Raw genomic sequence first — 26,359 nt, forward strand, 5'->3', positions numbered from 1 at the left:
ACATCCCTGTGCTTTCTTCGTCTTCTAACTACCTATATATAGCTATGAAGAAAACTGTTTTTATATTTCTGGCTTTCAGTATGGTTTCACTGAACATTTCTGCTCAGGAGAATGGACTTACTGATATGCGGAACAGCAAGTATGCCATACAAGTAAATACTCCCATGGGATCGGTACATTGGACGAATGGTTTCTGGGGTAATCGTTTTAAGATGGTTGCAGATACTGCGCTATGGTCAATGTGGAAGATCTGGAATGATCCGAAGGTCTCACATGGTTTTCGCAATTTTGAAATTGCAGCAGGAGATGCTAAGGGCAGCCATGTCGGTGCTCCGTTTCTTGACGGAGATATGTATAAGTGGCTGGAAGCCTGTGCCGCAGTTTATGCGGTTACAAAGAATCCGAAGTTGAATCATCTTATGGATCACTTCATTCATGAGATAGCCAAGGCTCAGCGTGCAGATGGCTATATCCATACTCCGGTGCTGATAGAGGAACGTAATGAAGGTCTTGGTGATTCTGGCATGGATACTACTGTCATCGGTATTAAAACCGGAAGCGGCCATCAGAAGGGAGCTCTCGCGAACAGGTTGAACTTTGAAACATACAATCTGGGTCATCTGATGACGGCCGGTATAATCCATAAAAGGGCTACAGGAGAGAATACGCTATTCCGGTGTGCAAAGAAATCGGCCGATTTTCTTTGTGACTTACTCCAGAACTCTCGTGGCATGCTGGCGCGTAATGCCATCTGTCCGTCCCATTATATGGGGGTTGCTGAGATGTACCGTGAAACGGGAGATACTCGTTATCTGCGCCTTCTGGAAGAACTTGTTAATATTCGTGATTCGGTAAAGAACGGTGAGGACCATAATCAGGATCGTATACCTTTCCGCCAACAGTATGAGGCAACGGGCCATGCTGTACGAGCTAATTACCTTTATGCTGGTGTGGCTGACCTTTATGCTGAGACAGGTGAAAAACAACTGGAGAAGAATCTGACGAGTATCTGGAATGATATTGCCAGTCATAAGATATATATTACAGGTGGCTGTGGTGCCTTGTATGATGGGGTTTCCCCTGATGGTACCAGTTATGACCAATCATTGATCCAGCAAGTTCATCAGGCCTATGGGAGAAAATACCAGTTGCCTAATGAGACTTCACATAATGAAACCTGTGCGCAAGTTGGACAACTCCTGTTTTCCTGGCGTATGTTTGAGGTTACCGGGCAGGGGAAATATCTGGACATGTTGGAGAATGAATTGTATAATGGTATCCTTCCCGGCATTTCTCTTGATGGCAAGCGCTATTTTTATACACAGGCACTTCGGAAAGATAAGAATTTCCCCTATACCTTACGTTGGCCGAAAGAGCGCCAGAGTTGGATATCCTGTTTCTGTTGTCCTCCGAATACCGTCCGGACTCTAGCTGAAGCCCAGGAATATGCCTATTCCGTAAATAAGGATGGAACAGAACTTTCTGTCACTCTTTATGGAGCAAATGAATTGAAAACCAAAGATCTGTACATCGAACAGACTACCTGTTACCCATGGGATGGGAAGATTGTCCTGACTTTAAAGAGCACACCGAAGAGATTGAAGACGATCCGTTTGCATATTCCCGGTTGGGCTCACGGCTATTCCGTGACCGTCAATCAGTCGAGGCAACCGTCTGCAGGTGATTGGGCAGTACTTACCCGTAACTGGAAGAAAGGTGATCAGATCGAACTGGATCTGCCGATGGATGTCGTGTTCATGGAAGCTAATCCGTTGGTGGAAGAGGATAAGAATCAAGTGGCCGTAAAACGCGGGCCGATTGTCTATTGTCTGGAAGGTTGTGATATAGAGGGCCGGAAGAATATCAATGACGTCATTATTCCCACCGACATGAAACTTAATGTCTCCCAGACCACTATCGCTGGAGTTCCGATGGATGTCCTTGATGGTGAGGCGATCCTGAGCAGTCAACCGGAATGGAACTCAGAGGAGCTTTATCGTCTAGTTTCTTCTCAGTTGAAAAGGGTTCATGTCCGTTTGATTCCTTACTATGCCTGGGGCAATCGTGGCAATGAGGATATGACGGTCTGGATGAACGTTGAGAAATAGTACTCTTTGTTGAATTGAGAATTAAACCGAATCTTTTCGATAGATATGAATTTTAAAGATTTAAAGGCCATATTTGTTTTGACTTTGCTGTTTCTCCTGAAGGGAATCACTTCTGTAATGGCAGCAGATACGATTATCTATGTATCACCGACTTCTCCAGAGTGTATCTCCAAGGCTATCCGGCAAGCCAGGGAATTCCGACGTGTTCATGTCGGGGCTCAGGAATATCTGCAACTTAATAATAAATCAACTTATCCAAAGGCTACTATCGTTCTTTCTCCCGGTACATACCGGTTGTATGAACCGATCTGCCTCAGACCGGAAGACAGTAATCTGGAGATTAGAGGTACCGGGAATGTAGTAATCTCAGGAGGAATAAAGATAACAAACTGGAAAAAATCCGGGAAACTCTGGGTGGCGGATGTTCCCGATTTTAACGGTCGTCCGTTCGATTTCCGGCAGTTGTGGATAAATGGGCATAAAGCCATCCGGGCCCGTAGTGTCAGTGATTTTGAGGAGATGCCCCGTATTGTCAATTATGATCGTCATAACCGGATATTGTGGGTGCCGACTTCTGCTGTCAGTGCGTATAAATTGAGTAAAAGCAATTCTCCGTACCTGGAAATGATCTTGCATGAGATGTGGTGCGTTTCTGTTCTTCGGGTAAGCAGCATTACTGTCCATGGTGACAGTACCGCTATCCGGTTCCAGAATCCGGAGGCTCGGATACAGTTTGAACACCCCTGGCCTTCTCCGATGTATCAGTCGAAGCATGATTCTCCCTTCTTCTTTACTAATTCCTTGGCTCTGTTGGACAAACCCGGTGAATGGTATCACGATATTCGAAGTGGAAAACTCTATTATATGCCTGAAAAGGGTGAGAATATGCGTGATGCTGACGTTGAAGTCCCGGCCTCGGAAATGCTTGTCGATGTATCCGGAACATCAGATCGGAAAGTCGATAACGTGACTTTCTCATCTGTTTGGTTTTCCTATACTTCATGGATGCGTCCTTCTTTTCAGGGACATGTCCCTCTTCAGGCGGGGATGTACCTGACTGAGGCTTATCGGTTGAAACCGAAAATAGACCGTCCCAATAATCATAAACTCGATAATCAGGGTTGGCTTGGACGGGCTGCTGCTGCCGTGGAGGTGCATGATGCTGATGGTATCAACTTTGAAGGTTGCCGGTTTGAGCATTTAGGTGGTTCCGGACTGGATTATGTCATTGGCTGCAATGGCGGGACGACACGAAACTGTACTTTTCGCGATATTGCCATGAACGGATATGTCTCGGGCAGTTTTTCAACGGACGGATTAGAAACTCATCTTCCTTACTTCCCTGCTGACCAGCGTGAAGTGTGCCGTAACCAACAGGTTGTCAATAATCTTTTTACGGATGTTTCCGATGAAGACTGGGGATGTGTGGGTATCGCTGCCGGTTATGTGAGTGACATCAATATCGCGCACAATACCATTCATCATGTTTCTTATACAGGAATCAGTCTGGGGTGGGGCTGGAACAGAGACAGTACTTGCATGAAGAACAACCGGGTGTATGCGAATCTGGTGTATGATTATGCCCGGCATGTCTACGACTGTGCCGGAATCTATACTTTGGGCAATCAGCCGGGGACAATAATTTCTGAGAATGTCATCCGGGATATAGCCCATCCTTCTTATGTGCATGATCCGGAACATTGGTTTTATCTCTACACTGATGAGGGGAGCAGTCATATCATACTGAAAGACAACTGGACACCAACGGACAAATATCTGAAAAATGCTACGGGTCCTGATGACAGATGGATTGATAATGGCCCTCAGGTTTCTGAAGAGATAAAGGACAGGGCCGGGTGTTCTTTGCCCCGATAAAGAATAATAAGAACAATTGATAACAATGAATCGATAAAATAAATTGAAGTGATGAAAAAACTCTTTCTTATTCTTGCTTTCTCCTGTCTCTGTGAGTTGTCTTATTCACAAACATGGATATGGTATCCGGGCGATTATGAGATATGGCTGGGGAACCGGATGAATAATCGCCGTACGGATCGTGGGGCCTTTTTCCCGCCGTTCTGGAAATCAGACAGTCATTATGTCACCGTGGAATTTTCCAAGGCTTTGGATTTAAAAGAGCCTGAGACCGTCAAGATTGCCGTAGAAGGAATGTACAATATAAAGATTGACGGGAAGATGCTATTTGGCATGCCGGATGTTTTTACCCTTTCTGCAGGGAAGCATCATCTGAATGTCAAGGTATGGAACCAGACTACTCCCCCGGCTATCTTTGTCAACGGTAAAACGATCAAGAGTGATGATACCTGGAAAGTAACGAATGAGGACAAAGAGTGGATTGATGCTTCCGGTAAGGCCAGTGATACGAGTGCAAGTGTTTACATGGATGCCGGTTCGTGGAATTTTAATACTCCTGAGCAGCGTCCTTCTCTGTTTCATCTGAATTGCCAGCCTCAGGATGTGGTATCTGCGAAGAAAACTCCTCAAGGTGGAATCTTGTATGATTTCGGGAAGGAGACTTTTGGCTATCTGGTTTTCCACGATCTTTCCGGAAAGGGGAATATCCGTGTTTATTATGGGGAGAGTGCAGAGGAAGCGCAGGATAAGGAACATTGTGAGACACTGGATGAGTTTATGGCTTCTCCTCAGCGTATGGTAGATTTATCGAACCATAGAGACCTGAAAAAGGAGGGCTCTGCCTTTGCCACCTCAGACAGTAAGGCTTTCCGGTATGTCTATGTGGAAACGGATCCTGCTGTCCACTTCCAGAGTATGAGCATGCTGTATGAATATGCTCAGGAAACGGACCGTGCTTCATTTGAATGTAATGATGATGAAATCAACCGGATGTGGAAGATAGGAGAGTATACCCTTCGCCTTACTACCCGGGAGTTCTTCATTGACGGTATCAAACGTGACCGCTGGACATGGGGAGGAGATGCCTGCCAGAGTTATCTGATGAATGACTATCTTTTCTTTGACAGTGATTGTGTCAAGCGCACCACCTGGCTTCTTCGGGGCAAGGATCCGGTGACCTCGCATATCAATACGATCATGGACTATACCTTCTACTGGTTTCTTGGTATCTATGATTATTATCTATATTCAGGTGATCGGCATTTTGTAAGTCAGATCTATCCGCAGATGAAAACACTGATGGATTACGTACTGAGCCGTACTGACAAGAAGGGTATGGTTGAGGGACTTTCCGGGGACTGGGTATTTGTTGACTGGTCTCCAAAACCGATGGACAAGCATGGGGAGTTATCCTTCGAACAGATACTTTTCTGCAAGAGTCTGGAAGATATGTCTCTCTGTGCCGGTCTGACTCACCATCCGGCTGAGCAGCAGAAATATGAACAACTCGCGGAGCAGTTACGTGGTAGAATCCTGTCAACATTCTGGGATAATGATCGTCATGCATTTGTGCATAATGTCATTCCTTCAGAAGAGAATTCCACATTACTTACCCGCCCGATAACCCGTTATGCAAATATCTTTGCCATCTTGTTTGGTTATCTCAATCAGCAACAGAAAGAGGAAGTTGCAAAAGGGGTTCTGTTTAATGACAAGATTATGCCGATTACCACACCTTATATGCGCTTTTATGAAATGGATGCACTCTGTAAGATGGGCAAGCAACGGGATGTACTGCGTCAGATGAAGGATTACTGGGGTGGGATGATGCGTCATGGCTGTACCACTTTCTGGGAATCCTATGATCCGAGTTTGGATAAAGGCAAACTGGCATCGTTGTCCGAGCACTTGTCTATGTATGGCCGTCCGTATGGAAAAAGTCTTTGTCATGCCTGGGGTGCAAGTCCGATTTATCTTTTAGGAAAGTATTTCCTGGGTGTTGTCCCTTCCGAGGCTGGCTATAAGGAATATCAGGTCACTCCTGCATTGGGAGGGCTGAAATGGATAAAGGGGAGTGTGCCTACTCCTCATGGTGAGGTTAGTGTCTATATGGATCGTCATCAGGTGAAGGTGAAGTCGACGGAAGGTACAGGCTGGCTGAACTTGCCGGGCAAGTCGCCTGTGAAGATACCTGCAGGACAAGAGATAACCGTACGCTATTAAAATACCGTTTTAGATACAGAAATAAAAAGACCGGGCGAAATTCAAACTTCGTCCAGTCTTTTCAAAATACAATGATTGGTCAGATCAATGATTACTTGTTGCGGAAGATCAGTCCGTTGCCAAAGTAGTCAATGATGATTGGTTGACTGCGGTTTACCTTTCCGGCCAGGAGTTGTTTGCTCAGGTCATTGAGCACATAGTCCTGGACAGCCCGCTTTACAGGCCGGGCACCGAATTCGGGATCATACCCTACTTCCGTCAGATAGTTGACGGCTGAATCTGTCCACTTGAGAGTGAATCCCTGATCTGCTAATCTCTTGGCGACATGGTTCAATTGCAGGCGGACAATCTGTCCAACCTGAGGTTTCGTTAACGGCAGGAACATGATGGTTTCATCAATACGATTGAGGAACTCCGGACGAATGGTCTTTTTCAACATCTCCAGAATCTCTTCTTTCGTACTATTGATGACACTCTCACGGTTGGCATCAGTCATCGTCTCCAGTTTCTCGCGTATCAAATCACTTCCCAGATTACTGGTCATGATGATGATCGTATTCTTGAAGTTCACGACGCGTCCCTTGTTATCCGTCAGCCGGCCGTCATCCAATACCTGAAGCAGGATATTGAATACATCCGGATGAGCCTTTTCGATCTCGTCGAAAAGCACCACACTGTAAGGCTTACGCCGGACGGCTTCCGTGAGTTGACCGCCTTCATCATAGCCTACGTACCCCGGGGGTGCACCGATCAGACGAGAGACACTGAACTTTTCCTGATACTCACTCATATCAATACGCGTCATCATCGACTCATCATTGAAAAGATAGTCAGCTAAAGTCTTGGCCAATTCTGTCTTGCCGACTCCCGTAGTACCAATAAAGAGGAATGATGCGATGGGACGGTTCGGATCCTGCAGCCCCGCCCTGCTTCTGCGGACCGCATCAGAAACGGCCTTGATGGCCTCATCCTGTCCGATGACCCTCTTATGAAGTTCATCCTCCATGTGAAGGAGTTTTTCACGTTCACTCTGCATCATCCGGGTTACGGGTATTCCCGTCCAACGGCTGACCACCTCGGCAATATCGTCAGGGGTAACCTCTTCCCTTACGAGAGCAGCGCCCCCCTGAGTCGTTTTCAACTGTGCCTGAATTTTCTTGATGTCATCATTCAGTTGGTTGAGTCTGGAATAACGGATTTCTGCGACACGTTCATAATTGCCTTCCCGTTCAGCCTTTTCAGCCTCATATTTGAGTTGTTCGATTTGCTGTTTGTCCTGTTGGATCTTATTGACGAGATTCTTCTCGCTTTCCCATTTAGCCCGATAAGCCTTATCCTTATCTTTCAGGTCAGCAAGTTCCTTGTCAAGATGTTCAATCTTCGGCTGGTCATTTTCCCTCTTGATCGCCTCCCGTTCAATTTCCAGTTGTTTGATGTGATGGTCAATGTCATCCAACTCTTCAGGGACAGAGTCACGCTCCAGGCGGAGTTTGGCAGCAGCCTCATCCATCAGGTCAATGGCCTTGTCCGGAAGATACCGGTCATTAATATAACGTTCCGAGAGTTTTACGGCAGCGATGCAGGCATCATCCTGAATGCGGACCTTATGGTGATTTTCATAACGTTCCTTCAGGCCCCGCAGGATAGAGATGGCATCCATCTCACTCGGTTCATCGACCATGACTGTCTGGAAACGGCGTTCCAGAGCCTTATCTTTCTCAAAGTATTTCTGATATTCATTCAACGTAGTCGCGCCGATCGTCCGCAATTCCCCACGTGAGAGCGCCGGTTTCAAGATGTTGGCGGCATCCATAGCTCCCTCACCACCACCGGCACCTACGAGGGTATGGATTTCATCAATGAAGAGAATGATGTCCCCATTGGCATGTTCCACCTCTTTGATGACGCTTTTCAGGCGTTCCTCAAATTCCCCCTTATACTTGGCACCTGCGATCAGAGCCCCCATGTCGAGCGAATAAACCTGTTTATTTTTCAGGTTTTCCGGTACATCACCACGGACGATACGTTCAGCGAGACCTTCCACGATGGCCGTCTTGCCGACACCAGGTTCACCTATTAAGATAGGATTGTTTTTAGTCCGGCGTGAGAGGATGGTGAGTACACGGCGGATCTCTTCATCACGGCCGATGACCGGATCAAGTTTTCCTGCACGGGCCTGCACGATGAGGTTCTTGGCATATTTAGAAAGAGCCTGATAGTTCTCATCACCACTCTGCGACTTTACCTGTTGTCCCTCACGGAGTTCCTTGATTGCCGTCAGCATCTCCTTTTCAGTGCATCCTGCGTCTTTCAGGATACGGCCTGCTGCGGAGCTGGACTCAAAGAGGGCAACCAGCATCGGTTCGATACTTACGAATTCATCTCCCATTTTCTGAGAAAGATCCATAGTCTTCTGAAGGATATTATTGCTATCATTACTCAGATAAGGTTCTCCTCCAGAGACTTTCGGCAGATGCAGGATCTCCTGTTGCACAGAGTTTTCAATCATCTGACCGTTAGCTCCGAGTTTTTGAAAGATATAGTTAGTTACATCTTTCCCTTTTCTGAGGACACCTTCCAGAAGATGAACAGGTTCGATGGCCTGTTGCCCGTTCTGCCGGGCAATATTTACGGCCTCCTGTATGGCTTCTTGAGCCTTAATGGTAAATTTATCGAATGTCATATATTATTTTCCTTTCTTGTTTTTCTGATTCTATTAAGGCGACTACTCAAATCCTGTGCCGGGGACAGTGGCGCTGACATAATGTCTGCACCTGCTGACAATCTGGCTCCTGGGCATTTCCAAATCAATGAGAGAGGTTTATTTTGTCGTATTCCCCATTTTTGCAGTTTAAAATCTATTAAGGTTTCCGTCTCTTTCTTCCCATGGTAATGTTGCAAAAATATAAAAAGAAATTGTATCAAGCAAGGAATTTGGATAAAAATCATTATCTTTGCGTATACAACAATATCTTGACCACTAAAATATGAAAAAGAAGATTCTATCTCTGGCATTATTCTCCATGTTGCCACTGGCAGTGATGGCCGACAGTTACCATTCTCTATGGAAACAATTTGCCAAGGCCCGGAACAAAGATCTGCCCAAGACTGAATTGAATATCTTGAGACAGATTTCCTTGAAATCTGAGAAGGATCATAGCTATGGTCATTTACTTTCAGCCGAGTTGATGACGGTTTCTCTAAAATCGAATATTTCACCCGACTCCCTTTCCGTTGGAATTGATCACTTGAAAGCGAAAGCGCGGAAGGCAGAGTCATCAGATCCAGTGCTGGCCGCCATTTATGAGTCGGCGCTAGGCCGGTTCTATGCAGAGAACCCGTCGTTAGGTACTGATTACCGTCTTCAGAGCCGTCAGTACTATGCACTTTCCATGAAGCATCCTGATTTGCTGGCAAAACAGAAAGCATCGGAATATGATCCGTTATTTACAAGAGGGATTGACAGTGATGTCTTTGGAAATGACCTCCTGCATGTCATCGGTTTGCAGGCGCAAGATTACAAGACCCTGCACCGTTATTATCAGGAAACAGGCAATCGGGCGGCAGCCTGTGTGATCGCCTCGAAACGGGTGGATGCTACACAGAAAATAGATGTGCTGGATGCGTGTAAGTCGAAATATCTCCAGTGCATAGATTCTTTACTCCATGTCTATGGAGACCTTCCTGCCGCTGGTGAACTGGCCCTGGCACGTTACCGCTTCATGCAGCGTGCAAAGGATGTGACCATAGCCGACCGTATCCATTATATTGATTATGCGTTGTCTCAATGGGGGAGCTGGCCGGGGATGAGTGTTCTCCGCAATGAAAGGAAGGCGCTTACGAATCCGTCTTTCTCGGCTTCTATCGGACGTCTGGTGATGATTCCTGACCAGCCTTTCCGGATATATGCAGATCAGATCCGTCATATTCCGAGTTTGCTGATGACTATCCAGCGGGTGAAGGTAGACAGAGATCAACTCGCAGCCCTGACCGGCGGCCGGGAGGGGACAACGGTCAATGACCGTCAATATGAACAATTGAAAAAGCATTTGTCCGTTACTCCTCTGATCACACAGGAGAAGCAATATGGAGTCAATGAGCCCTATGAGGTCGTCAGGGATTCCTTTAATGTCAGCGGGCTGCCTGCAGGGATTTATCTCTTGAAGATGTCAGCAGGTGACAAGCATATCGCTGTACAAAGGGTGCTCTTCTTCGTTTCGGATGTGGCCCTTTTGGAAGAGGGGCTGCCAGGGAAGGATATAAGATATGCGGTGGTCAGCGCAACGACTGGACGACCTTTACGGAATGCCTCGCTCCGATTGACCTTTCCTGATGGTAACGCAACCGCCTCTTCAAGCCTTTCCGGCAAGACAGCCGTCACACTTCATTGCGATGATAACGGGGAAGTGGTCTACCACTCTGCCGGCCGGTACCCGGTGATCTATGCCTTTACTCCCGAAGACCGTTATTGCCCGGAGATGGATACGTGGGGGAATTATACTTATTATACCCCTCGTGAGGAAACAGACGGTATGAAGTTGTTCACTGACCGCAAAATATACCGTCCGGGCCAGACCGTCCATGTGGCTGCCATTCATTTCATCCTGAAGGATGGAGTGGAGGCAAAGGTGGCCTCAGAAAGACAAGTCAAACTGATCCTCAGGGATGCAAATGGCAAGATGATTGACGGGAAAGAGTTGACTACAGATGAATATGGCACTGCTTCTACGTCATTCACTCTTCCTTCCGGAGGCTTGACCGGTCGGTTTTCCGTTTATTCGGACGACCAGCGTGGAGGCACAGCAGAAGCATCCTTTAATGTAGAAGAATACAAACGTCCTGCTTTTCAAGTGGCGTTTCCTGAACCCCACCTGGTCTATCATGCCGGTGATACCATCATGGTGAAGGCAGCTGCCAGGAGTTATACAGGAGTTCCTGTACAGGGAGCTCAAGTGAAATATGAAGTGGTGCGCCGGCCGGTTCTCTGGTGGAGATCGTTTGGAAAGGACGATAGTCAGAAAGATGTTTATTCTGATACTACAGTTACGGACAATCGCGGCGAATTTACCGTTCGTGTGCCCATGGTCATAGACGGAGCAGAAGAGGGGCCTGCGCGTTTTTATGATTTTGAAGTCAATGCGGCGGTGACAGACCTTGGCGGCGAGACGGAATCAGGCAAACTGACCTTGCCTCTGGGGACACAGGCAACGGCTTTCAGTTGTGATCTTCCTGAAAAGGCAGAATCGGATAGTCTTCAGACGATTACCTTCGAATATAGAAATGCGGCAGGTGCAGATATACCTGCTACAGTCAACTATCATTTTGACCAGGGGGCCGGACAGACAGCCCGCACGAATGAGAAGGTCAGGCTGGTGGGAGTGCCGGGACTGACTTCCGGGATTCATCAACTGTGGGCCGTCTGTGGCACGGATACCCTGAGGCAGTCTGTCGTGCTCTTCAGGATGACGGATAAACAACCCGCAACCGCTACGCATGACTGGTTCTACCAGTCCTCTGAAGAATTTCATAGGGATGGCCGGCCGGTCTATGTCCAGGTGGGAAGTAGTGACCCGGACCAGCATATCTTGTATACAGTCTTTTCTGGCAATAAAGTCCTGGAGAGCGGGCATATAGACCAGAGCCGGGTTCTCCATACCCGTGCGTTTACCTATCGTCCTGAATATGGGGATGGCATCCGCCTGACCTATGCGTGGATGAAGAATGGCGTAGCCTATACCCATACGACAACCATTGAGAACCCTCTTCCTGATAAGCGCCTGATCCTGCACTGGTCCACTTTCAGGAACCTGCTGATACCTGGACAGAAAGAGACCTGGACATTGAAGGTGACACGTCCTGACGGTACTTCTGTCCCTGCTCAACTTCTTTCGGTACTCTATGACGGAAGTCTGGATCAGATCCTGAGGCACAACTGGAACTTCTCTCTGGGACTGAACCGGAGTCTGCCGGCAACGTTCTGGCAGTCTGTAAGGGATCAGTTCCCCTTCCTGAATGTTGATGGTAGTGCAACATATAAAACTTATGAAACCCGTTCCCTGGAATTCAGTACCTTTAACCCGATGTACTTTGATACAGGCAGTAGCTTTGGTCCTATTTTCCCCGGCGTAAGGGCCTTGGGTGGATCGAAACGCATTGTATCCGGAGGAATAGCCTATGATCATGCACCGGTGGTCCTGATGGCAGAACAGAAGGTGTCGGCAAATTATGCAGATGCAGGCGTTCAGTCCTCTGCCCGTACTTCTACTGGCGGACTTCGGGAAAATTTAAATGAGACGGCATTCTTCTATCCTGCTCTGACGACTGACCAGCAGGGGAATATTGTCATCAGGTTTACTCTTCCGGAGAGTGTGACGACTTGGCACTTCCTGGCTTTTGCCCATGATAAGAGCATGAACTTCGGTTTGTTGTCTGATACGGCAGTTGCCCGTAAGACAGTGATGGTCCGTCCTAATATTCCTCGTTTCGTCCGTGACGGTGATCGAGCCAATATGACCGGTCAACTCCTGAATACCTCTTCTAAAACAGTGAGTGGAACGGCCCGGATGGAGTTGCTGAATCCTGAAACCGAAAAAATCGTTTATTCAGAATCCCGTCATTTTACCATCCGTCCGGTAGGTACGGCCGTAGTCGGTTTCAGTATCGATCTGACCGATGGCTCAGACCTGGCTCGTCAACTGGCAGATCTGAACCATAGTCTGCTGATCTGCCGTATGGTTGCGGAGGGAAGTGGCTATAGTGATGGTGAGCAGCATTATCTGCCGGTCTTACCGGAGCAGGAATCCGTAACCAACACCTTGGCTTTTACTCAGAATGAACCGGGACGGAAGACGATAGATCTGACGACATTGTTCCCTGTAAAAGCCACGAATAAAAAATTGACTGTGGAATATACGAGTCATCCCTCCTGGTTATTGATCCAGTCCTTGCCTTCCCTCGCAATCCCCGATCAGTATAATGCGGTAAGTCTTGCGGCTGCTTACTATGCCAATGGTGTCGCCGCTTATCTGATGCACCGGAATCCTGTGTTGAAAAGGGTGGTGAGTCTTTGGAAACAGGAGGATGCGGGGGAATCTACCTTGAGGAGCCAACTAGACCAGAACCCGGATCTGAAGAATCTTGTGCTGAACGAAACACCTTGGGTGCTGGAAGCCGACCGACAGGCTGACCAGAAGCAAAAACTCAGTGAGCTGTTTGATGAAAATCTGGTCCAGTCCAGAAGAAGTGAAGCCTTGAGCAAGTTACTCCGGCTCCAGACGGCAGAGGGTGCCTGGGCATGGTGTCCTGGCATGCAGGGTAATATCTATATGACTGAGGCCGTGAGTGAGATGCTGGTGCGCTTGAATGCCATGACCGGACACCAGCAGGAGACGACAATGATGCTGGACCGGGCCTTCAACTGGATGGCGGGGAAAATGCATGAAGAGGTGATCCGTCTAAAGGATGAACAGAACCATGGTGCAAAGACTGTCCTGCCTTCCGAGGAGGCTGTGCATTTCTTATATATGGATGCAATTGACGGTCGCAGGTTGTCTGCCCAGGGAGAGGCAGATAAGATTTATCTGGTAAACTTGATTGCAGATCGTGGAACGGACATGACGATTTATGGAAAAGCCAGGACAGCAGTTATTCTGGCGAAAAATCACCGTACCGGGAAAGCAAAGGAGTTTTTGCAGAGTGTGAAGGAATATTCCGTTTACAGGGAGGAGACCGGTCGTTATTTTGATACGGATAAGGCCCGGTATCACTGGTGTGATGATCAGATCCCTACAGAGGTAGCCGCTATTGAGGGACTGCGTTGCCTGGATCCGGCATCCCAGGCTATCGATGAGATGAGGCGATGGCTGCTCCAGGAAAAACGTACAACATCGTGGAATACCCCTGTCAATGCAGTGGATGCGGTCTATGCTTTCGGCGTGGACAGTATGGCTATACAGAAGGAAGAAACCCTTCCGTTAATGCGTGTGGACGGGAGAGCATTGGCGGTCTCCCAGGCGACGGCAGGACTGGGCTATGTCCAGTCCTCTGTGGAGGAGAATCATGCCAGAGTACTTACCATAGACAAGACGGAGAAGGGCATCAGCTGGGGAGCTGTCTATGCCCAGTTTATGGAGAAGGGTTCGAATATTCAGAATGCCAGATCAGGTATGACGGTGACCAGGGAGATCCTATCCCCTTCGGGTATCCGTGTTGATGAAAGTTCTCTGCAGGTCGGAGAGCGTGTCAAGGTCCGTCTGACGGTCACTTGTGACCGTGATTATGATTTCGTGCAGGTGAAAGACCAGCGTCCTGCCTGTTTTGAACCTGTCTTCCAATTGAGTGGTTATCACGGGAACTACTACTATGCTCCGAAAGATGAGGCTACGGATTATTTCTTTGACCACCTTTCAAAGGGCAGGCATATTATGGAAACGGAATATATGGTTGATCGTACCGGAAGTTATCAGAGTGGCACTTGCACGGTACAATGTGCCTATAATCCATCCTATGGAGCTCGCCTGGCGGCCCAGACTTATATCGTGAAATGACTTTACGGTGTGTCTTGTGACGGAGAGACAGTTTATGGAGTAGAGGATGTTAAATTAAATATACATCGAATTAATTGAGAATGAGTTACAGAAGATTAGTTTTAGCAGTACTATTACTGTCCGGGACAATGGTTGTGTCGGCGCAGCAGATCAGTGTCAGTCAATCGACAGTGGAATGTGGTGAAGTCATCTACAAGCATCCGGTTACGGCAGTGTTCCAGTTGAGAAATGCAAGCCGGCATAGTTTGACTATAGCGGAAGTACGTACCAGTTGTGGCTGCGTAGACGCCCATTATCCGGATAGACGGATAGATAGGGAAAAAAAGTTTGAAATTTCGGTTACTTATGATGCAAGACTGTTGGGACATTTCCGAAAGGCAGTCGAAGTTTATGCTCAAGGAGACAAAGAGCCGGTGACCCTTTGGATGCAGGGTATCGTCGTAAGGGATACGATCCGTGATTTCAACGGCCATTACCCCTATCAGGCAGGAGTAATGAAAGTGGATAAGAATGATGTGGAATTTGAAGTTCATAAAGGGAACCGTCAGGTGCAGAAAATTTATCTCTTTAATCCTAGTCAGTATGTGGTTGAGCCTGTCATGCTGCATTTGCCTGATTATCTTTCTGCGATCTTCTCACCTTCAAAGCTCTCTCCGGGACATGCAGGAATTGCTCTTCTGACAGTAGATTCTCATCAGTTGCATGATTTTGGGTTGACCCAGACCAGCATCTTCCTGGGTACTTCTCCAGGTGACCAGGTCTCTCCGGATAAGGAAATAACGGTCTCTGCGGTCTTGCTTCCCCCTGAACGCAATGGTCAGGGCCAGAAGGATGCATCAGCACCTGTCATAGATCTTTCCTCTTCATCACTTGATCTGGGATCGTTTGGGCGGAAAGAAAAACTTAAGGGAAGTATCAGAATTACAAATAAGGGCAGGCAGACACTGGAGATCCGTTCTCTTCAGATGTTTACCCTTGGATTAAAGGTCTCGTTGAATAAGACGAAAATAGAACCTGGGGAAGAGGCCAGGCTCAAGGTCACGGCCTTTAAATCGGAATTGAAGAAATCCCGGAGCAAGCCCCGTATTCTGATGATTACCAATGCACCGAATCACGAAGAAGTGGAGATTCCCATCCTGGTCAGACTTTGACCTGCACCTTGTAAATTCATGAGTATGATACCAGTAGAAATAGATAAGAGCAGCGGCTTCTGCTTTGGCGTTACCAGAGCCATTACGAAGGCTGAAGAGGAACTGGCTGCCGGTGGTACATTGTATTGTCTGGGGGATATTGTCCATAACAGTATGGAAGTGGATCGCCTGCACCGGGAGGGGTTGATCACGATTGATCACCAGCAGTTGAAACAGTTGCATGATGTGAAAGTTCTGCTCCGCGCACATGGTGAGCCACCGGAAACTTATGAAGTGGCAAGGCGGAACCATATTGAAATCATTGATGCAACTTGTCCTGTCGTCCTCCAGTTGCATAAACGCATCAAGAAGCAATATGTGAGTAATCCGGATGCCCAGATCGTTATCTTCGGGAAAAACGGCCATGCTGAAGTGCTGGGGTTAGTAGGGCAGACCCAGAGTCAGGCGATTGTCGTTGAGAATATTGAGGATGTGAAGAAACTGGATTTCACACGTGATACCTATCTCTATTCCCAGACTACAAAAAATCTTGATGAATTCCATCGCATTATCGAATATATCCAGGGGCATATTGCTCCCGGAGCCATTTTCAAGAGTTTTGATACGATTTGCCGGCAGGTGGCTAACCGGATGCCCCATATCGCGGAATTTGCCTCACGACATGATCTGGTACTTTTTGTCAGTGGCCGTAAGAGTTCTAATGGGAAGGTGCTATTTCATGAATGCCTGCGCGTGAATCCCAAGAGTTATCTTATCGACAGACCGGAGGATATTCAGAAAATTTGTCTGAAAGGGGTGCATTCCATTGGCATCTGTGGAGCCACCAGTACGCCGAAATGGCTGATGGAAAAATGCGCGGATTATGTGCGTTCGCATACGCAGAATATTCCATCCTCTCCGGTGGAGTAGCCGGATGCTTTTTACAGATGGGCTGCAGCACGGAAATGCTCCAGAAGCCAGTCTTTCTGTTCCGTGATGGTCATGTCACTGTTATCTAGTTCTATTGCATCTTCAGCCTTGCGGAGCGGACTGACGGTGCGGTGCGAGTCAATGAAGTCACGTTGCTGGATGTTCTTGAAGATCGCATCATAGTCTGCTGACATATCCTTGGCTTGCAACTCCTCGTAACGCCGCCGGGCACGAACGTCGGCACGGGCAGTGACAAATATTTTCAGTTCGGCATGGGGAAAGACCACTGTGCCGATGTCTCTGCCGTCCATCACGATGCCCTTGTCTTTTCCCATTTCCTGTTGTTGCGCAACCAGGGCCTTACGGACAAAAGGGAGTGCTGCGACAGGACTGACGTGTGAAGAGACCGCCAGTGACCGGATTTCCTGTTCCACATTCTTCCCGTTGAGAAATGTTAGTGGCAGACCGGTTCCCGGATCACGTCGGAAACAAATATGAATATCAGAGATCTGGCTTTCCAGGTCTTCCCCTCTGATCCTTCCGTCCTCATTGAATATATGGTGCTGCATGGCATAGAGGGTTACAGCCCGGTACATGGCTCCTGTATCTATGTAGATATACCCGATTTCACGGGCCAGGTCTTTGGCCATGGTGCTCTTCCCGCAGGAAGAATAGCCATCAATGGCAATGATGATTTTTTCCATTTTTATGAGTGCTTGATGATTCTTTTACCGTGGATGAATCCTCGGACTGCCTGACTGTCCGGAATCCGGATAAGCCTGAAGCGCCTCAAAGGTCCGGCTGTTGCTGGAGAACGGGAAGAGGAGACTGCAATAAGGAGAGTCCGGATAACTTTTTTCGTCAGATTCTTTTATTTATTGAGCAAAGATACGGCTTTTTTCAAATATTTAGGTAAATTTGCCATAGATTCCGTTTGTAAAATGGAAGGAAATATTAAAATATACCATTCTGGTAAATGAATTAGATTATGTATACCTCAGAAGAACTTCTACAGAAAATCAATACTTGCCTCGCCCGTCTTCCCTATAGCCGGCAGCCGGCGTCTCTTTATACCCCTGTGCAGTATGTGCTGTCCATGGGGGGAAAACGAATCCGTCCCACGCTGATGTTGCTTGCCTATAATCTTTATAAGGAAGATGTGGATCATATCCTGATGAATGCCATTGCCCTGGAAACCTATCATAACTATACTCTTCTGCATGATGACCTGATGGATCATGCAGATATGCGCCGGGGGCAGATGACAGTTCATAAGAAGTGGAACGCCAATACTGCAATCCTTTCCGGTGATTCGATGCTGGTGCTCGCTTACGAGCGGATGGCAAAATGTGATGATGCTTATCTGAGACCAGTCCTGGATCTGTTTACAGAAACGGCTTTGGAGATTGGTGAAGGGCAGCAGTATGATATTGACTTTGAAACCCGGGATGACGTTACGGAAGAGGAGTATATCGAAATGATCCGCTTGAAGACCAGTGTGCTTTTGGCCTGTGCCTTGAAGATCGGCGCTATCCTGGCGGATGCTCCTGAATCTGACCAGCAGAATCTATACCTCTTCGGCGAGCGCCTGGGCCTGACGTTCCAGTTGCAGGATGATTATCTGGACGTTTATGGTAATCCGAAAATTTTCGGTAAGGCGATCGGGGGGGATATTGTTTCCAATAAGAAAACCTATATGCTGATCAACGCTTTCAACAGGGCTGACAAGAGACAACACAAACAACTTGATTATTGGGTTCAGGCCAAGACCTTTGACCGTGCGGAGAAAGTGGCAGCCATCACCCACCTGTATAATGAAATGGGGATCGACCAGCTGGCCTTGGAGAAAATTGACTATTATTTTGAGGACAGTAAACAGTATCTTGATGCTGTAAATTTGCCGGATAGCAGGAAGCAGATCCTTGCAGATTATGCTCGGCGGATGATGCATCGTAATCATTGATCAGTCAGAATGCCGCAATCTTTTATTTGTATAGATACACACGCCCACCTGAATGGTGAAGAGTTTAAGGACGACCTGCCGGAAGTCATCGCGAGAGCGAAGGATGCAGGGGTAGTGAAAATTTTCCTGCCTGCGGTAGACTGGCCTAGTGTCGCCGGTGTGCTGAAAGTTTCTCGGGACTATCCCGGTTATGCTTATCCGATGATCGGCCTCCAGCCGGAGGAGGTCAGGGAGGACTGGAAGGTGGTGTTGCAGAGGATGAGGCAGATGCTGACGGATCATTCTCCTTTTATCGCCATTGGTGAATGTGGGTTAGATTTCTATTGGTCACGTGAACAGGAAAAAGCACAATTGGCTGCTTTCGAGGAGCAGGTATGCTGGTCTGTAGAGACACGATTGCCCTTGGAAATTCATTGCAGGAAGGCTCAGAATGAACTTCTGCATATTATGAAACCGTATGAGAAAGAACTCCCCGGCGGGGTCTTCCATTGCTTTACTGGGAATCAGAGAGAGGCAGAGGAATACCTTCGGTTCTCCCGTTTCTCCTTAGGGATAGGAGGCGTGTCAACTTTCAAAAGCAGTCATCTGCGTGAGGACCTGCCAGCTTCTGTACCTCTTTCCCGTATCGTCCTGGAGACAGACAGCCCTTATATGGCTCCTGTTCCTCATCGTGGAACCCGTAATGAGAGTTCGTATGTTGTAGAAGTGCTGAAAACACTGGCTTTGAGTTATGGCAAGAGCGTGGAAGAGGTGGCTGACATCACGAATGAAAATGTAAGACGGATTTTCGGAATCACCGTAAAGGTATGACGAAAATCCTGAAAGATTGTGCCGTTTGCTGACAATAATAAAGCAAGAGCCTGTCGGAAACATTTAAAGAAGTTTAAAATTGTGTTTCGAATGCCGTTTTTTGGCTTAAAAACTGTACTTTTGCATCGATTTAACGGGAAAGTTGCTCGAGTGGTTGAAGAGGCACGCCTGGAAAGCGTGTAAACGCCTAAAGCGTTTCATAGGTTCGAATCCTATACTTTCCGCTTCTTTTCAGAGGTTTTCAGGTGAAAATGGAAAGATTTTTTCATTGATGATGCTAATTCATGAATCACTCGTTCCAATTCAGATTCACTTTTTCGGTTTGAAACTTATTACGGTAAGAGAGTATTCTCCGCGTCCGTCTTTCATCATGGCATTTCTCACGGAAAAGAATAAAAAACTATCAAATTAAAGCAATTTTTACTCGTTTAGTTGTAACTCTCAATTATTTACAGTATCTTTGCAGCAAATAAAATAAATAATGGCACATCATAATTTAGATTCATTAGACAAGAAAATTCTGAAACTGATTGCTTCCAATGCACGGATTCCATTTCTGGAAGTAGCCCGCGCTTGCAATGTCAGCGGAGCGGCAATCCATCAGCGGATTCAGAAACTGACCTCACTGGGTGTGTTGAAAGGTTCCCAGTTTATTATTGATCCGGAAAAGATTGGTTATGAGACTTGTGCTTACATCTCTCTCTACTTGAAAGATCCTTCTTCTTTTGAGAATGTGGTAGAGGCTTTGAAGAAAATACCTGAGGTTGTAGAATGTCATTCTACAACCGGTGATATGGATCTTTTTATCAAGATGTATGCGAAGAATAACCGGGATCTGATGTCTATCATCCACGATAAGCTCCAGCCGTTGGGACTGTCGCGGAGTGAGACGATTATCTCTTTCAATACTTCCTTTAACCGTCAGTTGCCGATCGATAAAATCACGGTAGAAGAAGATCATGTCCGCGAAGATGAGGACGATGCCTGAGAATAAAGATGCATCGGTTTAAAAGACCGAAGTAGCAAGATTAAATATAGCAATGGAGAGGACTGGCTCGTGGGAGTCGGTCCTCTTTTTGGCTTTCAGAGGGAGCCTGGAACATTCATCTTCTGATATAGTCCACAAAAGAATAGGCTTCCGGATGGTTTTCATCAGCTGGATGGTGCTCCCGTGATTTGACCTGCCAGTTGTCGTATGGAGGGAAAAAAGCATCTGCATGTTCAGGTGTGGCGTCCACTTCCGTGAGACAGAGTCTGTCTGCTTTGCGGATGGATTGCTTATACACACTTGCCCCACCTATAATATAGATGTCTTCACTTTCCGTGCAATGCAGGAGAGCTTCGTCAAGGGAAGGATAAACCTCACAACCGGGCAGGCTTGTCACGGTTGTGCTCAGTACGATATTACGGCGATGGGGGAGAGCTCCCTTGGGGAGTGACTCAAACGTCTTCCGTCCCATGATGACGGTATGGCCCGTAGTCAGATTCTTAAATCTTCTCATGTCTTCGTGTATCGGGTAGATCAACCGGTTATGGTAGCCGATGGCACGATTTCCGGCCACGTTAGCAATAATATTGATTCTCATTGGTCTGGTCTTGAAAGTTGAATACTATAGGGTGGTTTCCTGTCATGAGCTTTTCATGCAGGATGATTATACGGACACTTTAGCAGAGATGTGCGGCCATGGATTATAATCCGTTAACTCGAAATCCTCATATTTGAAGTCAAAGATGCTCTTTACATCAGGGTTGATATGCATGTGCGGTAAGGGACGTGGAGTACGGGTCAATTGTAATCTGGCCTGTTCGATATGATTCAGATACAGGTGTGTGTCACCAGTTGTAATAATCAGGTCCCCGAGTCCCAAGTGGGTTACCTGCGCCGTCATCATAAGAAGCAGAGCGTAAGAAGCGATGTTGAAAGGCAATCCCAGGAAAGTATCTGCCGAACGCTGGTAGAGTTGGAGGCTCAGCCGGCCATCGGCGACATCATACTGGAAAAGGCAGTGACAAGGTGGCAGTGCCATTTGTTCGACATCAGCAGGGTTCCAGGCGGTGACGATGAGCCGCCGTGACTCCGGGTGGTCTTTGATCTGCTGGATGACGCGTGAGATCTGATCAATGGAACCGCCGTGATAATCCGGCCAGGCCCGCCACTGATGGCCGTATACAGGTCCTAAGTCGCCGTTGGGGTCAGCCCATTCGTTCCATATCTTTACTCCATTTTCCTGCAGATAGCGTACATTCGTGTCTCCTTTCAAAAACCAGAGAAGTTCGTAAATAATGGATTTGAGGTGGAGTTTCTTGGTGGTCAGCAGAGGGAATCCATCATCCAGGTGGAATCTCATCTGGTTGCCGAAAATAGAAAGGGTACCAGTGCCGGTACGATCGTCTTTTTGTACTCCTTCCGTCAGAATACGGTGGAGGAGGTCGAGATATTGTTTCATATATTGATTACTTTGTTATTGATGTTCTGGATATGAGTGCTTTTGATCTTCCATTCTTTCGGATAGAGATTGTTGATACGGTGCCCAATATTTTTAGCAAACCCCAAAGGGAAATCTTTGTAGCAGATGAGAACAATCCCCGTGGGGCAACCGGTCACAGGCATCAGAGCTTCTCTCCGCAGATAAGTGATAGCCTGGGAAGCATCGACATTGATCCTGAAATAGTTGTTGTCTGAAAACAGAGATAAAGCTTTTGAGATGTCAGGGATCCTTTCCTTCCCCTTTTGTTCATCCGGGCAGATTCCATGAGAAAGGACCTTCAGATACTTCTCTGTCTTCTTTTCGATGCTTCTCCATGAGGGTGCCCCAGCCGTCAGTGCAGAGACCCCGCGTTTTTTCAGTATTGCGAGGAACAGTCCTTCACCCTTTGTCCTGCCGGGGATGAAGCGATAGACGGGGAGAGCGGCGGAGGCATTTGTGTGAGGGTAAAGAGCACCAGTGATCTTCCATTCCGGCTGTGTAGTAACGGGAATGAAGTCGGCTCCGAGTTCCGAAGCGATCCACATCACGTTCTTTTCATCCTCCTCAGCATTGAAGGTACAGGTAGAGTAGACCATTAAGCCTCCTGGTTTCAGGCAAGGCCAGATGTCGCCTACGATGTCCCGTTGAAGGGTCTGGCAGCGTCCGATGTTGGCGGAACTCCATTCGTGAATGGCCTTCTCATCCTTACGGAACATACCTTCTCCCGAGCACGGTACGTCCGTCAGGATAAGGTCAAAATGAATTCCGCTTTTTTGATAGTCTTTCGCTGCATTATTGGTGACGATAATATCCGGATGCCCGAATTTCAAGATGTTCTCGTTCAGGATCTGTGCACGGTTATGAATAGGCTCATTACTGAAAAGGATGCTCCCCTGAGGCAAGGCGCTCATCGCACAGGTAGTCTTTCCCCCTGGGGCTGCACAGAGATCCAAAGCAGTCACAGGTTGATGAATGACCTGCCGGAGCACATGGTCCAGAAACATGGAAGAGGCTTCCTGCACATAGTAGACCCCTGCATGAAGTAACGGATCGAAGGTGAAGGCCGGCCGGTCTTTCAGGTAGATCCCGTTTCTGCACCACGGGACCATTGAGTCAAGAGAGGGAATATCTTTTACGTTCAGCATATATTTGAAAGGGTTGATCCGGATGCTTACCGGAGAAGGCTGGTCCAGTCCGTCCTTGAACTGACGGTATAGATGCTCCCCCATTAATTCACGGGTATAACTCTCGAATGCCTCTGGTAATTCCATGTTTTGCCGTTTTCCTTGCAAAAATACTATTTTTTTCGTTCCTTTGCAACTAAATCACTACTTGTTGCATCTAACAGTTAGAAAATAAAAATAAAAGGATATGAAAAAATTTTGGATTACGTTTATCATGCTGATGCTTACATTCAGCTTTTCGATAGTTTCGGCTGCCCCCCGGCATCGCCATCATCCCCAGTTGGAGGCGACAGCTCCTGCTCCAAGGCATGCGAGTCCTACCCCGGTAAACAGTAAGGCAAATTCATCTAACCAGTCGATGGATGCTTATTCCGATACGACCTCTGCGGCAGATGCAGATGATGAGGATTCTGTGGAAGAGGCTTCTGATTCGAACCAGAGCAATGATAATCCGAATCATACGATGATTTACTGGTTTGATAAAGTGATGGGAGGCACGGTAGGGGTAGGCGGAATCCTGTTTGCCATGCTTGTGGTCATCCTGGTATTTCTCTTTCTGACTTCCCCGTTAATTGTCATCGCATTGATTGTATGGTGGCTTATCAAGCGAAAAAACAAGCGTATGGACCTGGCGCAGAAAGCCATAGAAAACGGGCGACCTATTCCGGAATCTGAGATACCTGTTGAGAAGCAGTCTGATAAATATCTGTTAAAACGGGGCGCAAGGAATGGGTTCTTAGGCTTGGGCCTGATGATGATGTTCTGGTTCTGGCATGCTCCTTTCCTGGCCGGCATAGCAGCTCTGGTCTTTATCTATGGTGCCGGACAGGCATTCATTGCCTGGGCTTCGATGAAAGATGCGCTCCATTTAGGGGGTGATAAAGAGCAGAAGGCTGGTAATGCATCTCAGAATCCTCAGGATCATACGGAGGCTGAGGGTAAGATGGCAGGTGATCAGGATGACTCTGCGGCATCTGATGCTGATCAGGGTGAGCGACAGGGTGCTCCTGAAGGAGCTGAACCCAATGAGAATGAGCCCATAGAAAAGGAGCCTTCTGAGAAGGACTAAATGCTGAAAGTATATATCTGTGGAAGTTCTGAAACTCACTCATATTGAAAAAGTTTGATGATATCTCTCTCGTCACCAGGGTGGCGGTACTTCATGACAACCGGTCATTTGACCGATTGGTCGTGAAGTACCAATCTCCCGTGAGGCGTTTTTTCTTGAGCCAGACGTTCGGAAATGGCCCGCTGAGTGATGACCTGGCTCAGGAAACCTTTATCAAAGGTTATCTGAATATCCGGAAATTCCGGGGGCTGTCTCATTTCTCCACCTGGCTTTACCGGATTGCTTATAATGTCTGGTATGATTATTGCAGGCGTCATAAGATGACGGATGACCTCGATACCCCACAGGTTAACAGACAGGTGGGAGAAAATGGTGACCGGAACTTGAATATAGATCTTTATAAGGCCCTTCAGATCTTGACGGAAAGGGAACGGCTCTGTATCACTCTCCAGTTGATGGAAGGGCAACCTATAGAAAGAATCTCAGAGATTTCCGGGATGAAACCGAATACGGTTAAGTCTCATCTCTTGAGAGGTAAGGAAAAATTAGCTAACTATTTAAGACAAAATGGATATGACAGAAAAGGATGATCGCTTGGTAAACCGGTTCTTTGCGGAGCATTCTGGACCTGTTTCTGATAAAGGCTTCTCCGAAAGGGTGATGAAAAATCTCCCTGACCGTGCCTGGTGTCTCAGTCGGATATGGGGCGTTTTATGTGTGATGGCCGGTATTATTTTGTTCGTCCGGGTAAGAGGATGGGAAATATTGGGAGCTGTGTTTCAGACTTCTTTTCTCCATGGCTATCATCTGGTGTCGGAAAAGATTGCCCACATCAAACTCATGGAGCTGTTGTCCCGTCTGGACTTGTCCGTGCATACCCTGGTGATGCTCCTGGCAGGTGTCGTCACCGTCACGCTGGTGTTACTTTACAATGTCCTTATGGACGAGAAAGAAAATAAGCGTAAAGGGGTATCCTAATTCATTACGGAGGTAGAGGGCGCAGAGCGTCAGTGATACTTTAATCTGAGAGAGGATCCGTCATCTTTGATGATAGATCTCTCTCATGATTTCCCTGCCGACTGAAATCCGATAATGGTAAGGGTCGTAGAAATTATGGTAATTGTCCATGCGGAGGTGTTTACGGTCAGCATAATTATAAACCACGTTGGGGCCGAAGATAGAATGGAGAATGGCCAGGTCTTTCGGGTTCATCATCTGCTCTTTGAAATTAGGACTGATCACCAATTTCAAGTCGGTATGGTGACGCTGGCAGATAGACTTGATCATTCTGAAGTTATGAATCTGTATAGAAGAGATCATCGGTGGTTCTAAAGTAGGCCGATAGTGCCGGTCCATTGCTTTCTGCCAGAATTTCTGTCTCCAGTAATTTTCCCCACATTGACTGATCCTTTTTTCCTGCGGGAGGATGGCATCATTGGTATACCTGGTACATTCCGGCACATAGTCATTGATGATACCCCTTTCCTGTTCAGTGAATTTTCCGGCTATCAGATATTTAATGTAAGGGATAAGAAACTTAGGTGTGAAGAAACCTTGCAAAAAGGTGGTCTGATAAGTAATCAGACTTTTATGTGAGACATCAGGAGGCATGATGTGCATGAAATCATTCTTGGGTGCATCATTTGCAAACATCGGGACTTCTGTTATGATCAACAGGTGCTTGATGGGCTGTCCGGATTGCTCATTGAGTGCTTCCAGCATCATGCTTAAATCTCCTAATCCTACGGAGTTGCTATACATCCTATAGGGATGCGCATGAATGTACTTGTTCCAGATGTTGCAAGGGAATGCTTTAGTACATGAGGCTCCGATGATAAATGAGTCATAATGCATTTGGTGCCGGTATTCCTTATATTTCATCCATGAAACTTCTCCTTCATTCTGACAGACCGGATCATGGTCATAATCATGGTAGTTTCTGACCACCATGAAGGGATCCTTGACCATGTAGATGATGATAAGCAGAATGAAAGGTGTGGCAAGAGCCAGGCATTTTAGGTAAAAAGCAGCTATATTCTTATTTTTCTTCATG

18 protein-coding genes and 1 tRNA gene are annotated in these 26,359 nt (G+C 47.2%); 13 read left to right on the forward strand and 6 right to left on the reverse strand.

All coding sequences use genetic code 11. The features are described 5' to 3' along the window. Positions 1 to 44 precede the first annotated feature (44 nt). From ACYRYG_RS03590 to ACYRYG_RS03600, 3 genes are read left to right on the forward strand one after another with little or no spacing between them, the layout of a single operon-like run. Entirely contained in the window at positions 45 to 2,108 is a 2,064-nt protein-coding gene (locus ACYRYG_RS03590; protein WP_460197651.1) for a glycoside hydrolase family 127 protein, read from the forward strand. Positions 2,109 to 2,153: 45 nt separating this feature from the next. Beyond that, positions 2,154 to 3,983 (forward strand): right-handed parallel beta-helix repeat-containing protein, encoded by a 1,830-nt coding sequence (locus ACYRYG_RS03595; protein WP_460197653.1) that lies wholly within the window; start codon positions 2,154 to 2,156, stop codon positions 3,981 to 3,983. 48 nt (positions 3,984 to 4,031) lie between these two features. Beyond that, on the forward strand, positions 4,032 to 6,206 hold the full coding sequence (locus ACYRYG_RS03600; protein WP_460197655.1) for an alpha-L-rhamnosidase-related protein: 2,175 nt from the start codon (positions 4,032 to 4,034) through the stop codon (positions 6,204 to 6,206). Between the two features lie 91 nt (positions 6,207 to 6,297). Here the strand turns inward: ACYRYG_RS03600 and clpB are convergent, their stop codons facing one another. Further along, positions 6,298 to 8,889: an ATP-dependent chaperone ClpB gene (clpB, locus tag ACYRYG_RS03605; protein WP_460197656.1), complete on the reverse strand. Its 2,592-nt coding sequence runs from the start codon at positions 8,887 to 8,889 to the stop codon at positions 6,298 to 6,300. Positions 8,890 to 9,193: 304 nt separating this feature from the next. Between clpB and ACYRYG_RS03610 the strand changes: the two genes are divergently transcribed. From ACYRYG_RS03610 to ACYRYG_RS03620, 3 genes are all read left to right on the forward strand, one after another. Beyond that, entirely contained in the window at positions 9,194 to 14,752 is a 5,559-nt protein-coding gene (locus tag ACYRYG_RS03610) for an alpha-2-macroglobulin family protein (RefSeq protein ID WP_460197657.1), read from the forward strand. Between the two features lie 80 nt (positions 14,753 to 14,832). Beyond that, positions 14,833 to 15,903, forward strand: a complete 1,071-nt coding sequence (locus tag ACYRYG_RS03615) for a DUF1573 domain-containing protein (RefSeq protein WP_460197659.1) — start codon at positions 14,833 to 14,835, stop codon at positions 15,901 to 15,903. Positions 15,904 to 15,927: 24 nt separating this feature from the next. Continuing rightward, positions 15,928 to 16,812: a 4-hydroxy-3-methylbut-2-enyl diphosphate reductase gene (locus ACYRYG_RS03620; protein WP_293416459.1), complete on the forward strand. Its 885-nt coding sequence runs from the start codon at positions 15,928 to 15,930 to the stop codon at positions 16,810 to 16,812. A gap of 11 nt (positions 16,813 to 16,823) precedes the next feature. On the opposite strand, the gene cmk is transcribed toward ACYRYG_RS03620, so the two are convergent. Next, complete coding sequence (gene cmk, locus ACYRYG_RS03625; RefSeq protein ID WP_460197661.1) at positions 16,824 to 17,516, reverse strand: (d)CMP kinase; 693 nt, start codon at positions 17,514 to 17,516, stop codon at positions 16,824 to 16,826. A 284-nt stretch (positions 17,517 to 17,800) separates the two neighbouring features. Here cmk and ACYRYG_RS03630 point away from each other — a divergent pair, with 284 nt between their 5' ends. The 4 genes from ACYRYG_RS03630 to ACYRYG_RS03645 all read left to right on the forward strand — a co-directional run bounded on the left by ACYRYG_RS03630 (position 17,801) and on the right by ACYRYG_RS03645 (position 20,573). After that, positions 17,801 to 18,775 (forward strand): polyprenyl synthetase family protein, encoded by a 975-nt coding sequence (locus tag ACYRYG_RS03630; protein WP_293416408.1) that lies wholly within the window; start codon positions 17,801 to 17,803, stop codon positions 18,773 to 18,775. Positions 18,776 to 18,784: 9 nt separating this feature from the next. Then, complete coding sequence (locus ACYRYG_RS03635) at positions 18,785 to 19,585, forward strand: TatD family hydrolase (RefSeq protein ID WP_460197663.1); 801 nt, start codon at positions 18,785 to 18,787, stop codon at positions 19,583 to 19,585. 136 nt (positions 19,586 to 19,721) lie between these two features. Then, positions 19,722 to 19,809: transfer RNA gene (locus ACYRYG_RS03640), tRNA-Ser, on the forward strand. 257 nt (positions 19,810 to 20,066) lie between these two features. Continuing rightward, positions 20,067 to 20,573 (forward strand): Lrp/AsnC family transcriptional regulator, encoded by a 507-nt coding sequence (locus ACYRYG_RS03645; RefSeq protein WP_293416410.1) that lies wholly within the window; start codon positions 20,067 to 20,069, stop codon positions 20,571 to 20,573. 115 nt (positions 20,574 to 20,688) lie between these two features. On the opposite strand, the gene ACYRYG_RS03650 is transcribed toward ACYRYG_RS03645, so the two are convergent. The 3 genes from ACYRYG_RS03650 to ACYRYG_RS03660 form a co-directional block, all read right to left on the reverse strand. Beyond that, positions 20,689 to 21,171 carry a dihydrofolate reductase gene (locus tag ACYRYG_RS03650; protein ID WP_293421826.1) on the reverse strand — a complete coding sequence of 161 codons (483 nt, stop codon included), beginning with the start codon at positions 21,169 to 21,171 and terminating at the stop codon, positions 20,689 to 20,691. 66 nt (positions 21,172 to 21,237) lie between these two features. Continuing rightward, the gene (locus ACYRYG_RS03655; RefSeq protein WP_293416413.1) at positions 21,238 to 22,032 is read right to left on the reverse strand and encodes a thymidylate synthase; all 795 of its coding nucleotides are present in this window, start codon (positions 22,030 to 22,032) and stop codon (positions 21,238 to 21,240) included. Next, positions 22,029 to 23,324, reverse strand: a complete 1,296-nt coding sequence (locus ACYRYG_RS03660) for a methyltransferase RsmF C-terminal domain-like protein (protein ID WP_293427495.1) — start codon at positions 23,322 to 23,324, stop codon at positions 22,029 to 22,031. Before ACYRYG_RS03660 ends, ACYRYG_RS03655 begins: the two co-directional genes overlap by 4 nt. 100 nt (positions 23,325 to 23,424) lie before the next feature. Between ACYRYG_RS03660 and ACYRYG_RS03665 the strand changes: the two genes are divergently transcribed. Genes ACYRYG_RS03665 through ACYRYG_RS03675 form a run of 3 tightly spaced genes read left to right on the forward strand, consistent with a single transcriptional unit; the run spans position 23,425 to position 25,284 of the window. Beyond that, positions 23,425 to 24,306, forward strand: coding sequence for a DUF6249 domain-containing protein (locus ACYRYG_RS03665; RefSeq protein WP_293427498.1), 882 nt, complete (start codon positions 23,425 to 23,427; stop codon positions 24,304 to 24,306). A 44-nt stretch (positions 24,307 to 24,350) separates the two neighbouring features. Next, positions 24,351 to 24,896, forward strand: a complete 546-nt coding sequence (locus ACYRYG_RS03670) for an RNA polymerase sigma factor (RefSeq protein WP_293416419.1) — start codon at positions 24,351 to 24,353, stop codon at positions 24,894 to 24,896. After that, positions 24,880 to 25,284, forward strand: a complete 405-nt coding sequence (locus ACYRYG_RS03675; RefSeq protein WP_293421832.1) for a DUF5056 domain-containing protein — start codon at positions 24,880 to 24,882, stop codon at positions 25,282 to 25,284. Before ACYRYG_RS03670 ends, ACYRYG_RS03675 begins: the two co-directional genes overlap by 17 nt. A 60-nt stretch (positions 25,285 to 25,344) precedes the next feature. On the opposite strand, the gene ACYRYG_RS03680 is transcribed toward ACYRYG_RS03675, so the two are convergent. Further along, a complete protein-coding gene (locus tag ACYRYG_RS03680; RefSeq protein WP_293416422.1) occupies positions 25,345 to 26,358 on the reverse strand; it encodes a hypothetical protein in 1,014 nt (337 codons plus the stop codon). Position 26,359: the final 1 nt, after the last annotated feature.

This window comes from Segatella asaccharophila, assembly GCF_054687055.1.